The sequence below is a fragment of the Pseudomonas sp. F9001 genome (assembly GCF_013385435.1).
Taxonomy (GTDB): Bacteria; Pseudomonadota; Gammaproteobacteria; order Pseudomonadales; family Pseudomonadaceae; genus Aquipseudomonas.
On record NZ_JACAPX010000041.1, the window covers coordinates 21142 to 36863 of the forward strand.

The 15722-nt window shown below is 61.3% G+C and carries 15 protein-coding genes; 5 read left to right on the forward strand and 10 right to left on the reverse strand.

Annotated elements, in window-relative coordinates; translation table 11 throughout:
- Positions 1-61: 61 nt before the first annotated feature.
- The 4 genes from HX818_RS28330 to HX818_RS28345 all read left to right on the forward strand — a co-directional run bounded on the left by HX818_RS28330 (position 62) and on the right by HX818_RS28345 (position 4903).
- The gene (locus HX818_RS28330) at positions 62-238 is read left to right on the forward strand and encodes a DUF6026 family protein (protein WP_158660300.1); all 177 of its coding nucleotides are present in this window, start codon (positions 62-64) and stop codon (positions 236-238) included.
- A gap of 154 nt (positions 239-392) precedes the next feature.
- Entirely contained in the window at positions 393-2132 is a 1740-nt protein-coding gene (locus HX818_RS28335) for a phosphoethanolamine transferase CptA (RefSeq protein ID WP_008432015.1), read from the forward strand.
- 155 nt (positions 2133-2287) lie between these two features.
- Positions 2288-4537, forward strand: coding sequence for a TonB-dependent siderophore receptor (locus tag HX818_RS28340; RefSeq protein ID WP_177021145.1), 2250 nt, complete (start codon positions 2288-2290; stop codon positions 4535-4537).
- Positions 4538-4687: 150 nt separating this feature from the next.
- Entirely contained in the window at positions 4688-4903 is a 216-nt protein-coding gene (locus tag HX818_RS28345) for a hypothetical protein (protein ID WP_087694368.1), read from the forward strand.
- A 98-nt stretch (positions 4904-5001) separates the two neighbouring features.
- On the opposite strand, the gene HX818_RS28350 is transcribed toward HX818_RS28345, so the two are convergent.
- The 4 genes from HX818_RS28350 to HX818_RS28365 form a co-directional block, all read right to left on the reverse strand.
- Positions 5002-5493 carry a GNAT family N-acetyltransferase gene (locus HX818_RS28350; protein ID WP_008432012.1) on the reverse strand — a complete coding sequence of 164 codons (492 nt, stop codon included), beginning with the start codon at positions 5491-5493 and terminating at the stop codon, positions 5002-5004.
- Between the two features lie 91 nt (positions 5494-5584).
- Positions 5585-6718 carry a cell division protein ZapE gene (zapE, locus tag HX818_RS28355; protein ID WP_177021146.1) on the reverse strand — a complete coding sequence of 378 codons (1134 nt, stop codon included), beginning with the start codon at positions 6716-6718 and terminating at the stop codon, positions 5585-5587.
- Between the two features lie 22 nt (positions 6719-6740).
- Positions 6741-7082: a nuclear transport factor 2 family protein gene (locus tag HX818_RS28360; protein ID WP_008432007.1), complete on the reverse strand. Its 342-nt coding sequence runs from the start codon at positions 7080-7082 to the stop codon at positions 6741-6743.
- A gap of 52 nt (positions 7083-7134) precedes the next feature.
- Positions 7135-7851: a YafY family protein gene (locus HX818_RS28365; protein ID WP_032898885.1), complete on the reverse strand. Its 717-nt coding sequence runs from the start codon at positions 7849-7851 to the stop codon at positions 7135-7137.
- Positions 7852-8033: 182 nt separating this feature from the next.
- On the opposite strand from HX818_RS28365, the gene HX818_RS28370 reads away from it, so the two are divergent.
- Positions 8034-9089 (forward strand): aldo/keto reductase, encoded by a 1056-nt coding sequence (locus HX818_RS28370; protein ID WP_008432003.1) that lies wholly within the window; start codon positions 8034-8036, stop codon positions 9087-9089.
- 121 nt (positions 9090-9210) lie between these two features.
- Here the strand turns inward: HX818_RS28370 and pepN are convergent, their stop codons facing one another.
- The 6 genes from pepN to HX818_RS28400 are packed head-to-tail and all read right to left on the reverse strand — an operon-like array spanning position 9211 to position 15718.
- Positions 9211-11868, reverse strand: coding sequence for an aminopeptidase N (pepN, locus tag HX818_RS28375; RefSeq protein WP_177021147.1), 2658 nt, complete (start codon positions 11866-11868; stop codon positions 9211-9213).
- Positions 11869-11881: 13 nt separating this feature from the next.
- On the reverse strand, positions 11882-12712 hold the full coding sequence (locus HX818_RS28380) for a DUF2797 domain-containing protein (RefSeq protein WP_003217902.1): 831 nt from the start codon (positions 12710-12712) through the stop codon (positions 11882-11884).
- A complete protein-coding gene (locus HX818_RS28385) occupies positions 12709-12969 on the reverse strand; it encodes a YeaC family protein (protein ID WP_003217900.1) in 261 nt (86 codons plus the stop codon). Before HX818_RS28385 ends, HX818_RS28380 begins: the two co-directional genes overlap by 4 nt.
- A 15-nt stretch (positions 12970-12984) precedes the next feature.
- Positions 12985-13860 (reverse strand): rhomboid family intramembrane serine protease, encoded by an 876-nt coding sequence (locus HX818_RS28390; protein ID WP_008431996.1) that lies wholly within the window; start codon positions 13858-13860, stop codon positions 12985-12987.
- Positions 13857-14831, reverse strand: coding sequence for a metallophosphoesterase (locus HX818_RS28395; protein ID WP_161635726.1), 975 nt, complete (start codon positions 14829-14831; stop codon positions 13857-13859). The genes HX818_RS28390 and HX818_RS28395 overlap by 4 nt, the downstream gene beginning before the upstream one ends.
- Positions 14828-15718 carry an NAD(+) kinase gene (locus HX818_RS28400; RefSeq protein ID WP_003217892.1) on the reverse strand — a complete coding sequence of 297 codons (891 nt, stop codon included), beginning with the start codon at positions 15716-15718 and terminating at the stop codon, positions 14828-14830. The genes HX818_RS28395 and HX818_RS28400 overlap by 4 nt, the downstream gene beginning before the upstream one ends.
- Positions 15719-15722 lie beyond the last annotated feature (4 nt).

Below are 15722 nucleotides of genomic sequence, written 5' to 3' on the forward strand. Positions count from 1 at the left end.
CCGAGAGCCTCGATTCAAGCGCTCTGGCACCGCGATAGACCGGCTATTTGCGAGGTAAGCAATGAGCACTGCACACATGACCCGTCCGCCACAGACCCTCTACGTCACCATTCGCCGCGATGAATTGCGCCAGTTGAAAAACGAGCGCGACCAACTGCAGCAGGAAGTCATGCGTCTGCGCTCGCACTTGCAGGGCCAGCTCAATCAGCCGTCCGGCACCCAGCCCGTACTTTGCTGAACGTGGGCTGAACGAACCGTTCAGGAATAACTCACGAAGTTTTCACATCCCCCTCCCGATACTCCCGCCGAATAGGGCCGCGCTACGTGCGCAGGCCCTCTGTTTGCGTGCATCCCTGCGCGTTGACACTGAAATTATCGGGTTGGAGCGCTGGATGGCGATGTTCAAACGCAGCACTACGTCTGCGAAAGGTTTTGATTGGGCCGGCCTCGGCTGGATGTTTCTGTTCTTCTGGTATTTCTCGGGCATTACCCAACTGCTGATCCAACTGACCGGCACCTCCGGCTTCAGTGGTTTCCGCCAGGCATTCTTCATGAGCGCCCTGTGGCTGGCGCCGATGCTGTTGTTCCCGCGTCGCGCGCGCCTGGTGGCGGGGTTGATTGGCGTGGTGCTGTGGGCCTGTTCCATGGCCAGCCTGGGTTATTTCTTCATCTACCAGCAGGAATTCTCTCAAAGCGTCATCTTCATCATGTTCGAGTCGAACATCTCTGAAGCCGGCGAATACGCCACCCAATACTTTGCCTGGTGGATCGTGCTGGCGTTCATTGCCCACACCGCCATGGCCGTTTTCCTGTGGACCCGCGTACGCCCGGTTTACCTGCCACGTGGCCAGGCCATGCTGGCGGCTGCCGCAATCGTGATTGCCATCGTCGGCTACCCGCTGGTCAAGCAGATCGCCAAGAGCGAGACCATGGAACTGGCCATCGACCGCTTCGAAACCCGTATCGAGCCGGCAGTGCCATGGCAGATGATCGTCGCCTACCGCCGCTACACCGAACAACTGGATAACATGCAAGGCATGCTGACCAGCGCCAGCAAGATCCCGCCCCTGACCAACCTCAAGGACAGCATGGCCGGCCAGCCGTCGACGCTGGTGCTGGTGATCGGCGAGTCCACCAACCGCCAGCGCATGAGCCTGTATGGCTACCCGCGCAACACCACGCCGGAACTGGACAAGCTGCGGGACCAACTGGCGGTGTTCGACAACGTCATTACCCCGCGCCCGTACACCATCGAGGCGCTGCAACAGGTGCTGACCTTCGCCGACGAAGAAAACCCGGACCTGTACCTCAAGACCCCGTCCATCGTCAGCGTGATGAAGCAGGCCGGCTACAAGACCTTCTGGATCACCAACCAGCAGACCATGACCAAGCGCAACACCATGCTCACGACCTTCTCCGAACAGGCCGACGAGCAGGTGTACCTGAACAACAATCGCAACCAGAATGCGCGCCAGTATGACGGCGACGTGCTGGAGCCGTTTGCCAAGGCCATGTCCGACACTGCCGAACGCAAATTCATCGTGGTGCACCTGCTGGGTACCCACATGAGCTACCAGTACCGCTACCCGCCGACCTTCGACAAGTTCACCGACCGCCAGGGCGTGCCTGAGGGGGTCAGCGACGCACAGTTGCCGACCTACAACAGCTACGACAATGCGGTGCTGTACAACGATTTCGTGGTGTCGAGCCTGATCAAGGACTACGCCAAGACCGATCCGAACGGTTTCCTGCTGTACCTTTCCGACCACGGCGAAGACGTGTTCGATTCGGCCGGCCACAACACCCTGGGCCGCAACGAAGGCAAGCCGACGGCACCGATGTACACCATTCCGTTCATGGCGTACGCATCACCCAAGTGGCGTGAAAGCCATGACTGGAGTTTTGCCGGTGACTTGCAGCGCCCTTACACCAGCTCGCAGCTAATCCATACCTGGGCCGACATGGCCGGGTTGAGCTTCGACGAACTGGACCACAGCAAGAGCCTGGTCAGTGACAGCTTCAAGCCTCGGCCACGGATGATTGGCGACCCGTATGCACGCCAGCAAAAACCGCTGATTGATTTCAGCCTGATCAAGCCCAAGCCAGACGCCGCCAACGTGGTCGTCAAGTAGCTTGAATCGCCCGGGTTTCATCCGCGCAATGCGGTGAAACCCGATTTGGCTGCAACGCAAAGATAATAATTATTCTCGTTTAGCGCTAAAGTTCCCCGCCTCCTTTCGTCTTTGAGCCAATGGCATTTTTCATAGACGACAAGGAGTTCGCCGCGATGTTCGCGCCTATTACCCGTTCCATGACCTTGACCCTGGGCCTCTTCAGCGTGGTGCTGAGCCCGGACCTGCTGGCCGAAAACGACCCCGACCAGGAATCCCAAGCGCCGGCCAAAGCCCTGGAACTGGGCAGCACCAGCATCACCGCCGAAGGCCTTGGCGCCAACACCGAACACACCGGTGCCTACACCACAGGCTCAATGGGCACCGCCACCCGGCTGAACCTGTCCATCAAGGAAACCCCGCAGTCGGTCTCGGTGATCACCCGCCAGCAGATGGACGACTTCAACCTCAACACCCTGACCGAAGTGATGCGCCAGACCACCGGCGTGGTGGTGCAGCACCTGGACTCCGACCGGGTCGGCTATTCCTCGCGCGGCTACGGCATCACCAACTTCCAGATTGACGGCATGCTCAACACCTTCGGCCGCATGAAGTCCGATGCCGACACCATCATCTACGACCGGGTCGAAGTGGTCCGCGGCGCCACCGGCCTGACCACCGGCGCCGGCGACCCCTCGGCCACGGTCAATATGGTGCGCAAACGTCCGACCGCACAGTGGCAGGCCAAGACAGGCGTCAGTGGCGGCTCCCACGACAATTACTACAGCTACCTGGACGTTGGCGGCCCCCTGGCGTTTGATGGGCGCCTGCGCGGCCGCACGGTGCTCGCCTACCGTGACACCCAGTCCTACCGCGACAACTACGCGCTGCAACGGGAAGTCGGCTACGGCATCCTCGAAGGCGACCTGACCGACGACACGGTGCTGGCGGTGGGCTTCGATTACCAGAACAAGCATGTGCAGGGCACCGCGTGGGGCACCTTGCCCTACTGGAACAGCGACGGCAGCAAAGCCAGGCTGCCCCGCTCCGCCAACATCGCGGCCCACTGGAGTTCCTGGCCGCTGAAAGATGAAACCACCTTCGCTACCCTCGACCACCGCCTGGCGGGTGACTGGCACCTGAAGGCCGCCTATACCCACCGTGAAAGCGACACCGACGGCAAGGTCTATTACGGCGGCTCAGGCTTCCCGAATGCCGACCGCAGCGGCATGACCGCCTGGACCAGCCACATGCTCGGCACCTCGAAAATGGACGTGGTCGACTTGAACCTGTCCGGGTCCTATGCCCTGCTGGGTCGTGAGCACGAATTGATGGTGGGTTACGGCGAGTCCGAGCAGCGTGACGCTTCGCCACACCTGCGCAGCGGTACGGTGCCGAAGGACTACACCAGCATCGACGATTGGAAACACATGGGCGGGATCGGCAAATTCCCCGACACCAACACCGGCCTCAAGGGCGAACAAGGCAGCACCCGCCAAAAGGCCGGCTACCTGGCCACCCGCCTGAGCCTGACCGATCGCCTGCATGCGGTATTGGGCAGCCGCTACGGCAGCTGGGAGATCGAGAGCACCACCTACAACTACAACAGGGACACTGACCAGTTCCTCGGTACGTCAAAATCCAGCCAGACCCACAACGACATGTGGACACCTTACGCCGGCCTGCTCTACGACCTGACCCCGGAGTACACCGTCTACGCCAGCTACACCGACATCTTCAACCCGCAGGAAGAACGCAACGCCGGCAAGCAATACCTGGAGCCGGTGGTAGGCAGCAACTATGAAGTGGGCATCAAGGGCAGCCTGCTGGAAGAGCGCCTGAACCTGGCGGCCGCGTACTTCTGGAGCAAACAGGACAACGTCGCGGAACTGGACAGTTTGACCCCACCGGATCCGGAGACCGGTGAGCAGTTCTTCACATCCGGCGGCAAAGGCAACAAGGTTCAGGGTTTCGAGGTAGAGGTGTCCGGAGAGGTGCGCCCCGACTGGAACCTGACCGCCGGATACACCTACACCCACTCCCTGAACGGTGACAAGCAGCGCAACAACACCCACCTGCCGCTGAACCTGCTGCGCGTGTCCACGGCCTACCGCCTGCCCGGCGAATGGCACGCGCTGACGGTCGGCGGCGCGGTGAATTGGCAAAGCGACTTCTACGACTTCGCCTATCGCCCGGTTGGCCGGGACACCAATGGAGCCCTGATCAGGGAGCGCACCCGGATCACCCAGCAGGCCTATACCGTGGTCAACCTGATGTCGCGCTATGAGTTCGATGACCACTTGTCGGCGTCACTTAATATCAACAACCTATTTGATAAAAAATATTACGAGCGCGTCGGCTTCTATAACGGCGTGTATTGGGGAGACCCGCGTTCTATCAGCGTTGCACTGGACTGGAAGCTCTGAATTCATCGCTGCTAAAGATTGGAAGTTAACGAAATCGTTAACTTTCGGTCAGCGCGAGGTTAACCCTTACTTAATATCATTGGCCCACAGTCTCCCCATCCCGCCGCTGATGACAACGCGCGGACCCAACACACTTACTGAGACACTGCCATGAAATTTTCGACTGTTATCCTCGCCGGCCTGATGACCATGACTTCCGTAGCCGCCTTTGCAGAAGGCGGCTCAGAGCGCTCGAAGGAGTTCTACAACAACTTCACCTTCGTTCAGCAACAGACTCACGGTGCTGCCCAGCAAACCGCAATGGCTGACGGCAAGACCGAAAAGCCGGCAACGGCCGACCAAACTACCAACACACCGAACAGCTGATTTACCCGCAATACCTGTGCTATTCCGCTCTGATAGCCAAGGTCAATTTGGCGCCACTTGCTGGCGCCTTTTTTTGCCTTTAATTAAATAAACATTAATTAAAGCGGTTTGCTCCAGAACAACATCCGGCCATGTTGCGGATCAAATACCGAATCATCAAACCCAAACTTTCGATACGCCGACTGCGCCACGGCGTTGCCTTCAAGCACCTCGAGGGTGATCTTGCAGCAACCGCGCTGGCGAGCAATTTCCTCGACCTTTTGCAGCATCTTCTGACTCAGCCCCAGGCCACGGAATTGATCCATCACCACCACGTCGTGCACGTTGACCAGCGGGCGGCAGGCAAAGGTGGAAAACCCTTCAAAGCAGTTCACCAGGCCGGCCGGCGTACCGCCGACAAAGGCCAGCACACTGAACGCGTGGGCGCGCTTGGCCAGCTCTGCCGGCAGTTGCTGCAAGCGGTCGGCCGGCAGGCTGTGGCCACCGCCCATGGGGTCTTCGGCGTAATGATTGAGCACCAGGCCAATGGCCTCGGCGTGTACCGGATTGGTGTAGCTGGCTTGCAGCACCAGGATGTCTGCGCTGTCCATTTCCTTCCTCGTTGACGGTACGACAGGGACTCGGTCCCCATAAAAGGGCTCGATTGTAAGCGCGGTGCAGGCATTAGATGAAGGAGATTAACTACATTTGCCCGCGTGAAAGCGCGCCAGGCTCGCCAAACCGTGCCAGTTGCATCTCCTGCAGGCGGCTCAGGGTGCGGCGGAATGGAAACTCCAGGTAACCCTCGGTGTAGAGACTTTCCAGCGGCACCCGTGCCTCGATGTACAGCGGCACCTTGCGGTCGTAGCACTCGTCCACCAGCGCGATGAAACGCCGGACGCTGTCGTCATGCACCGACAGTTCCGGCAGTTCCCGGTCCCCGGCGTCCACCCGTTCGGCAGCGTCTTCGGTGCCCCGGGCGATTCGTCCCGGGCGCTTTTGCGCGCTGAGGTTGGGCACCTCGCCGAGCAAAATGGCCTTGAACCGATCACACAGCAGCATGAAATCCATCGCCGCCAACGGCTGCTCACACAGGTCGGCGTAGCAACACCACAGCACGGTTTCACTGGACTGCACTGCCACGATGGAGCGGTAGCCGACCGCAACCGGGGCGCTGCTCAATGCCTGCCCGGCGCTCAACTGGCGAAACACCTCGGCCAACGCGTCGGGCTGGTCGACCCAGTAACGCTGCAGTGCGGTGCCCGGGTGCAGCCGATGATCCTCCCCGCCATCGACTGCCACCACCCGCATATGCTGTTTGATCGCCTCGATTCCCGGCAGGAAACGATCCCGGTTGAAACCGTCGGCGTACAGCTGGTCCGGTGGCTGGTTGGACGTGCAGACCATCACCACGCCTTCCTCGAACATCACCTGGAACAGCCGGCCGAGGATGATGGCGTCACCAATGTCGTTGACAAACAACTCATCGAAACACAGCACCCGCACTTCCCGGCTCAGTTCGCGGGCCAGGGCCTGCAAGGGATCGTGGGTGCCCGTGAGCTGGAATGAACGCTGGTGCACCCAGCCCATGAAGTGATGAAAATGCTGGCGCCGCGCTGGCACTCCCAGGCTTTGGTAGAACTGGTCCATCAGCCAGGTCTTGCCCCGGCCGACCGGGCCCCACAGGTACACCCCAGTGATGGGCCCAGGGCCGTGGTGCAAGGCCTGATGGCAGTCCTGCAGGGCTTGCACCGCCTCGCGCTGGGCGTCGTCGGGGACAAAACCCTGTTCGGTGATGGCGTGCTGATAGGCGGCAAGTGGCGAGTCGAAAGTCATGCCCGTCAGTATGCCATGATGGCTACAGGGAAATATCCAATCGGGCAATCTTGCCGTGTTCATTGAGGCGGAAGGTATAGCGCAGCTCCAGCGGGCTGCCGGGAAAGCTGCCGGTGATCAGGTTGCTGACCAGCACCTTGCCCGTGCGGTGCTGCACATTCAGCACCTGGACCCTGGGCTGGTAACGACGCCCGGTGTCTTCCATCCAGCGGGCGATGGCGGCGGTACCGACCCGGTGCTCGCCTTCGTCGAACACGTTGGCATCTTCGGCGAAACAGTCGGCCACCAGCGAGGTGTCGCCGGCATTCGCCGCGGCAATGTAGGTTGCAATAGCCGGAGCCAGTTCAGGGGTGGGTTGGGACATGGTGACAGCTCCTTTTTAGTGATTTATGGAGCCATCCTAAAGCAGCGTTGTGTCAGTTCTTGTCAGGAGTGAACGGCCCGGATTCGTTCTGTTCCATCAGCTTGCGCCAGCCCCGCAACCAGTCGCTGCGGCGGCCAGGATAACGTTCACCTTGCAGGCGCGCGGCGGCCACTCGGTCGGTGCGGAAGGTGCGATAGGCCCCACGCAATTCACACCACGCGACGATCACCCGCACTTCGTTGAGAAAGCCCAGGGCCAGGGGCCAGATCAGGCGCTGGCTGGCGGTCTGGCTGGCATCGGCGTAGTCGATGTGCAGCTTGGCCTGGCCGCGAATGGCCTCGCGGAACACATTCAACGGCACGCGGTTTTCCGGGTAGCCGAAGCCTGGCGGGCCCGGCAGCACCGTCGGATTGCGCAAGGCTTCCTGGGCAGCCGGGTCAAGCACGTCGGCGATCTTTGCAAGCGCATTGGCCGCCGCCTGGCTCAGTACGTCATCACCGCGCTGGTCGACATACCGCAAGCCCAGCACGATGGCTTCGGTCTCGTCGGCATTGAGCATCAGCGGCGGCAGGAACAGGCCCGCACGCAGCACATAGCCCACGCCCGCCTCGCCGTAGATCGGTGCGCCCAACGCGGTCAGTTCGGCGATATCGCGGTACAGCGTGCGCTCGGAAATCTCCAGTTCTGCCGCCAGCACGGCGGCCGTCACCGGGCGCTTTTTGCCCCGCAGGACTTGCAACAAGGTCAACAGACGACTGGTACGCGACACGTTGATCATGCTCGAAAAAGAAAGGTGGCGCAGCTTAGCAGAGGCCTCCGTCAGAAAGTGTCAGGAGCAGGCACCCTTCCCTTCAGCCGCCAAAAAAGCCCCTTGACGAAATATATGACTCGCATCATATTTAATAGATGTTGCGAAACATTTAAACCAACCACAGCGTCAGGAGTTTCGGTATGCGCAATAAAGTCTTTGGCCGTCGCAGCGGCCTGCGGGTTTCAGAGCTGGCCCTGGGTACCGCCAATTTCGGCACAGGCTGGGGCCACGGCGCCGAGCGCGACGAGTCCAAGCGAATCTACGACGGTTATCTGGAGGCCGGCGGAAACTTCCTCGATACTGCCAACGGCTACCAGTTCGGCCAATCGGAAGTGCTGCTCGGCGAGTTCATTGCCTCGGAACGCGACCGCCTGGTGATCGCCAGCAAATACACCCTGCGCACCCAGCCTCAAGACGAAGGCACCCTCAAGCTTGGCAACAACCGCAAGAACATGGTGCGCGCCGTCGAAGAAAGCCTGAAACGCTTGAACACCGACCACATCGACCTGTTCTGGGCGCATATCAGCGACAACGTCACGCCGATGGAAGAGATCCTGCGGGGTTTTGATGACCTGGTGCGTGCCGGCAAGATCCACTACGCCGGGCTGTCCAACTTCCCCGCCTGGCGCATTGCCCGCGCCGACCTGCTCGCTGAAGTGCGCGGCTTTGCACCCCTGGTAGCGATCCAGACCGAATACAGCCTGGCCGAACGCACCGCTGACCGCGAGCTGCTGCCCATGGCCGAGGCCCTGGGCCTGGCCGCGACTTTATGGTCACCGCTGGGGGGTGGTTTTCTGACCGGGAAGTACCGCAACAGCCAGGACGATACCCGCGCCAGCAAGCTGGGGATTTTGGTCCACGCTGAAAAAAGCGCACGGGAAACGGCAGTGCTCGACACCCTGCTGGCGGTTGCCGGTGAACTGGACGCCACGCCAACTCACATCGCCATCGCCTGGCTGCGGGAAAAGGCCCGTCGTTCTACCACCGCGCTGATCCCGATCCTGGGGCCGCGTACCCGCGAACAACTGGACGGCACCCTGGGTGCGTTGAGTGTGCAACTCTCGGCTGAGCAAGTGGCCCGCCTGGATGCTGCCAGCGCGATACCGCTGGGCGTGCCCCACGAGATGATCGCGGAGCGCTTCCCACGTTATACGGACGATGATGCCCAAGACCTGCGCTGGCCGCCGGTTATCTAAGACCCGTAGTGGCGAGGGAGCTTGCTCCCGCTGGGCTGCGTAGCGGCCCCAAAATCTTGGGAGCGCTGCGCACTCCAGCGGGAGCAAGCTCCCTCGCCACAGATGCAGTACTCAGCCTCAGTTAAGCGAGGCTTTTGCTCACCACTTCAAACACATCGCTGGACAGCTCGCCCGAAGCGCGAATCCGCTCCAGTTCGCCTTTCATCAGCGCCTGCCGCACGCTGTCGTACTTGCGCCAGCGGGTCAACGGCGCCAATTGCCGCGAAGCAATCTGGGGGTTGAAGCCATTCAACTGGATCACCAGGTCCGCCAGGAACCGATAACCCGAACCATCTGCCGCGTGGAAGTTGATCAGGTTCTGCCCGGCAAACGCGCCCACCAGTGCCCGCACCTTGTTCGGGTTCTTGATGTTGAACGCAGGGTGCTGCATCAATGTCTTGACCCGCTCCAGCGCGCCCGGCAAACCACTGCCCGCCTGCACGCTGAACCACTGGTCCATGACCAGCGGGTTGTCCTTGAAGTTCTCGGCAAACACCGCCAGCGCCTTGGCTTTTTCTTCTTCGAACGGCGAGTTGACCAGCACCGCCAGGGCCGTCAGGCGCTCGGTCATGTTGTCGCACGCGTCGAACTGTTCAAGGGTCGCCGCCAGCACTTCCGGCTTGCCGCTGAGCATCAGGTACGACAGCGCAATGTTCTGCAAGGCGCGACGGGCAAAGTGTTCCGCCTCGGCCACGTACGGGGTTTTCTTCGACAGGTCGCGATTGGCCTGGTAACGCAGCCACAGGCCTTCGAACAGGTTGTCGGCCAACTGCTTGCGAGCAAACTCGCGGGCCGCGTGGATGGCGTCGACATCCGCCACGTCGCTGATTTCGGTCAGGTAGGCTTCGCTCGGCAGCGAGAGCATCTCGGCGACCATCGCCTGGTCCAGGCTTTCGTCGCTCAATACGCTGCGCAGTGCAGTGATCAGGCGTTGATCCAGCACCAGCGCCTTGCCCTGCTGATGTTGGGCGATCAGCTCCTGCAACACCTGCACCGACAGCTGCTGGCCGGCGTCCCAGCGATTGAAGCCATCGCTGTCGTGCTGCATCAGGAACATCAGTTGGTCGCGGTTATACGGGAAGCTCAGCTTCACCGGCGCCGAGAAGCCACGCAGCAGCGACGGCAGCGGGTGCTCGGCGATGTCGACAAAGGTGAAGGTCTGTTCGGCTTCGGTCACCGAGATCACGCGGGACGTGGCGCCGGCAGCGGTTTCACCGGCCAGGCGCAAGGCGATGCCCGCGCCTTTCCCGTCCAGCAGGCCCAGCTCAACCGGAATCACGAACGGCAGTTTTTCCACCTTGTCCGGGGTTTCCGGGCAGCTTTGACGGAAGGTCAGGCTGTAGGTTTTAGCCACCGCGTCGTAGGACTCGCTCACCGCCAGGCGTGGCGTACCGGCCTGGCTGTACCAGCGCTTGAACTGGGTCAGGTCAGCGCCGTTGGCGTCTTCCATGGCCTTGATGAAGTCATCGCAGGTCACAGCCTGGCCGTCGTGGCGTTCGAAGTACAGGTCGCTGCCTTTGCGGAACCCTTCGGCGCCAAGCAAGGTTTGGATCATACGGACGACTTCCGAGCCCTTTTCGTACACGGTCAGGGTGTAGAAGTTGGAGATCTCGATAAAGCCGTCCGGACGTACCGCGTGGGCCATGGGACCGGCATCTTCGGCGAACTGGTGAGTGCGCAGATAAGCCACGTCCTGGATGCGCTTGACGGTGGCCGAGTTCATGTCGGCAGAGAACTGCGAATCACGGAATACCGTGAAGCCTTCCTTCAGCGACAGCTGGAACCAGTCGCGGCAAGTCACGCGGTTGCCCGACCAGTTGTGGAAGTATTCGTGGGCAACGATCGCCTCGACTCGCTGGTGCGCGGCGTCGGTGGCGGTTTCGGCACGGGCCAGCACGGCGCTGGAGTTGAAGATGTTGAGGCCCTTGTTTTCCATGGCGCCCATGTTGAAGTCGTTGACCGCGACGATCATGAAAATGTCGAGGTCGTACTCACGGCCATAGACTTCCTCGTCCCAGCGCATGGATTTCTTCAGGCTGTTCATGGCGTGCTGGCACTTGTCGATGTTTTCCGGCTCGACATAGATACGCAGCGCCACGGTGCGCTCGGTCATGGTGGTGAAGGTGTCTTCGACACACCACAAATCACCGGCCACCAGTGCAAACAGGTACGCCGGCTTCTTGAACGGATCTTCCCAGGTCGCCCAGTGCCGGCCGTCTTCGCCAGGGCCGGAAGCAATCGGGTTGCCGTTGGACAGCAACACCGGGTAGCTGTGTTGCTCGGCGATCACCGTGGTGGTGAACACGCTCATCACGTCCGGACGGTCGAGGTAATAGGTGATCTTGCGGAAACCCTCGGCCTCGCACTGGGTGCAGAACATGCCGCCGGATTTGTACAGGCCTTCCAGGGCGGTATTGGTTTCCGGGTGGATCTTCACCGTGGTGTCGAGGGTGAAGGTCGCGCTGGTGGGGTGCACGGTCAGGTGGCTGTCGCTCAACTGGTAGTCGGCGTCGGTCAGTTCCTGGTCGGCCAGGTTCACCGACAGCAGCTCCAACTGCTGCCCGTCCAGCACCAGCGGCGGCAAGCCGGCGCCGCGCTCGGGGTTGCGGCGCATCACCAGCTGCGCGTGGACCAGGCTATGATCCTCGAACAACTCGAAGGTCAGGTGCGTCTCGTCGATCAGGTAGTCCGGCGCCTGATAGTCCTTCAGGTAAATCATCTTCGGCTGTTCGGTGCGCATGTCTGTCGTCCTTCTACTGATGCACGGCGAGCTGGTAGGCCGTGTATTTACGAATATTGATCACGCCGGTATCGAAGATCAGGTATTGGCCCTTGATCCCCATCAGCGTGCCTTCGGCAATCGGGTTCTTGTCCAGGTTGAAGCTGACGATCTTGGTCGGATACTGCTCGATCGGGTAGCGGATTTCGATCGGTTCGATGTCGGTCACCGGTTGGATGGCCTGCAGGCCAAAGCGTTCCTGCAAACCGAGCATGCCTTCGGCACAGCTGGCGAACAGTTCGTCGCGCACCTGCGCAAGGTCGACGGCCTGGGCATCGCCCTTGAGCAACGCGCGCCAGTTGGTCTTGTCGGCCACCTGGCTGCGGAACAGGTCTTCGACGAAGCCCGACTGCTGGCGCGTGGCAACGCGCATGATCGGCAGCGCCTGGCTGGCACCCTGGTCGAGCCAGCGGGTCGGCAGCTGGCTGGCGCGGGTGATGCCGACCTTGATCCCCGACGAGTTCGCCAGGTACACCACGTGGTCGGTCATGCAGAATTTTTCACCCCAGGCCGGATCGCGGCAGGTGCCGGCGTCGTAATGGCAGCGCTCGGGGCTCATGATGCACAGGTCGCACTGGGCCAGTTTGGTCATGCACGGGTAGCAGTAACCCTGGCTGAAACTGGTCTTGGTCTTGCGACCGCAATGGGTGCAATGGATCGCACCGAGGTATTCCAGGCGCACGGTAGTGCCGATCAATGGATTGACCGGCACCTCGGTGTCGCCCAGGCGAAACGCGTATTGAACGGTCGGCTCACCCAACTGCGCCGACATCTTGCTGACTGCACCACGGCCAATCTCAATCAATGGATGGCATCCGACTTGAACAGGATGTTCGGCACCGGCGCCGACTTCGAGGCGCATTCCTGCGGGCCCATGTAGCCGGTGCGCTGGTCTTCCGGCAGGTTCTGCAGTTCCCAGGCGATCACCGCCTGCAACGACAATTCACGCTGCTCGGCGGTGAGCTTGCGGCCATCGGACCATTTGCCGATTTCCACGGCGAGCTTGAGGCTCTCGTAGATGTCCGGGGTGATGTTTTCGATCATTTCGACAAAAGAGGACATAAGACTCTTCCTTAACTAAATAGGAGACATTTTGCGGCGGCTGTACAAGCCACCCAACAAACCGGTCAGGCAACCCATCACCAGGCCACCCACGTGGGCCGCGTTGGCGATTTCGCCGAAGCCGATCATCGAGACCAGGCCCGACAGGCACAGCACCAGCCACACCAGCATCATCACCAACACCCCGCGAGGCAGGCGATACACCGGATTCGGCGACACCCACTGATAGATCCAGCAATGCCCGAGCAAGCCATACAGCACGCCGGACAACCCGCCAAACAGGCCGGGACCACCAAAATAGTATTGAGCGTAGTTCGACACCAGGCTGAACAGCAGGGTCAGGCCCAGCAGGTTGATGCTGCCCTGGCGCAACTCGATGCGCCGCCCCAGCTCCCAGTACCACATGCCGTTCATGGCCAGGTGCAGGATGCCGAAGTGGATCAACATCGGCGTGACGAGGCGCCACCACTGTCCCGACGCCAGGCTGTCGGTCAATGGCGTGAAACGGATGTACTCGCCTGCCACGCTGAACGGCAGGAACGTCAGCCAGCTCATGGCTTGCAGGTTATCCCCCAGCAACGTAACGGCGCCGACGATGATGCTCAGCAGCAACACCAACGCGGTCACCGGGCTGTGGCGAAGCTGCTGGGCAAACCCGGGACGCCTGGTCGACGTCGCCTGCTCGGGAATGTCCAGTTGCTGGTCCGGGTCACCGGCCGGAAAGCGCTGGTACAGGACCTTCACGTCTTCACTGATGGAGTCAGGCACCCACAGCACCTGCTCCCCGGCTTCTTCGCTGACGCGATGGGGCACTTGCATGCGTTGCAGAAGCTTGACGAAACCACTCAAATCCACCGCCAGCGGCAGGCGTAATACAGCAACGGTACTCATGAAATAACCTCAGGGCGCTCGACATCGACCCAAACAAATTTACGCGGGTCCAGGCGGGTTTCCTGATCCAGCCGGTACGCCACCAGCTTGCCGTACAGCACCGCGCTGTAGTCCAGGCAGGCCAGGTTCGGGCGGATCGGCGCCGGTTTGCCGCTGCGCCAGTAGTGGCCGACGAACAGCAATGGCTCGTCGACGCCGTAGCGCAGCAGGGAATTCTTTTCAGTGGACGACAGCGGCGTGGCGGCCACAGGTTCCGGCAGCGCATCGGGCTGGAACACGATATCGCCGTAGGTCTTCGGGTCGTCTTCCCAGAACTTGGTACGGAAGAACGAGCGCGTCAGGCCGTCGCCGCCGGTCAGGGTCAAGCCGTCCGGCAGGCGCATGTCGGTACCGCGCAACAGGCGGTCGAAGGCATTGCTGGCGAAACTGCCGGGCACGGCGGCGGCTTGCAGGAAGTGTTCGTCGATGCAGCCATCCGGGAAATGCGCGCGCAGGGGCTCGATAAAGCCGTTGTCCCAGCAAGCGTGCACTACGCGGAATCGCCCGGCGTCGACAAACAGCGGCATGTCATAGAACCAGCCGAGGAAATCGTGCCAGTCTGCCGGGTGCTGTTCGAACTGGGTCAGGGTCTCGTGGATCAACCGCGCGTGGCGTGGCGTGTGCTCGCGCACAAACTGCTTGCCGCTGCCTGGGGCGGCGGGCGTGCTCCAGCCCAGCGCGTTGAACTCATGGTTGCCCATGATGCACAGCGCCTGGCCGGCCTCGGTCATGTCGTGGACGATATGCAGCGCCTCGCGAATGCGCGGGCCACGGTCGATGATATCGCCGAGGAACACGGCCATTCGCGACGGATGCCGCCAGGTACCGCCCTGCTTGTGGTAACCCAACCGGTCGAGCAAGTGCTCAAGGGTATGAGCGCAACCGTGCACGTCACCAATCAGGTCGTAGCTACGCGCGGGATCGAGCATCAGTCGCCTCCACCCCCCAAGCGGCTGCCCCAGCCCAGCTTGGTCCGGCACACTTCGTAGTAGTTGTGGTCCAGCGGGTGGATCAATCGCAACTTCTGTGCCTTTTTGCTCACGGTGATGGTGTCACCGGGGGCGCAGGTGAAATGGTTCTGCCCGTCGCAGGAGACTTGCGGGTAGATCTGCATGTCTTTTGACACCACGATTTTCAGCTCACTGTTGCCGTCGACCACGATAGGCCTGCTGGACAACATATGGGGATACATCGGCACGATCACAATGGCATCCAGCTTGGGATGCATGATCGGCCCACCGGCCGACAGCGCGTAGGCCGTGGACCCGGTCGGCGTGGCGACGATCAGGCCGTCGGCCTTCTGGCTGCACACGAACTGGCCGTCGATGTACAACTCGAACTCGATCATCCGCGTCGACTTGCCGGGGTGCAGCACCACATCGTTGAGGGCGTCGCCCTGGCCGATGGCTTCGCCGTGGCGGCGCACTTCGGCTTGCAGCAGGAAGCGGTTTTCCACCAGGTAATGGCCGTCCAGCACCTTGGCCACTTCGACTTCCAGCTCGTCGGGGCGAATATCGGTGAGGAACCCCAGGCTTCCGCGGTTGATCCCCAGCACCGGCACGTTATGCCGCGCCAGCGCCCGGGCGGCGCCCAGCAGGCTGCCGTCGCCGCCCACCACGATCACCATGTCGCAGACTTCACCGAGCATCTTGCGCGACGAGGTCTGCAGGCCATGGCCCGGGAGGATTTCAGCGATGGTGTCTTCGAGGATCACGTGCAGGTGGCGCTCGAGCAGAAACTTTTTCAGTCGGCGGACGGTGTCCAGCACCTGGGTACTGCCCAGGCGACCGATAATGCCGATATTGCGAAATTGCTCCATGGGG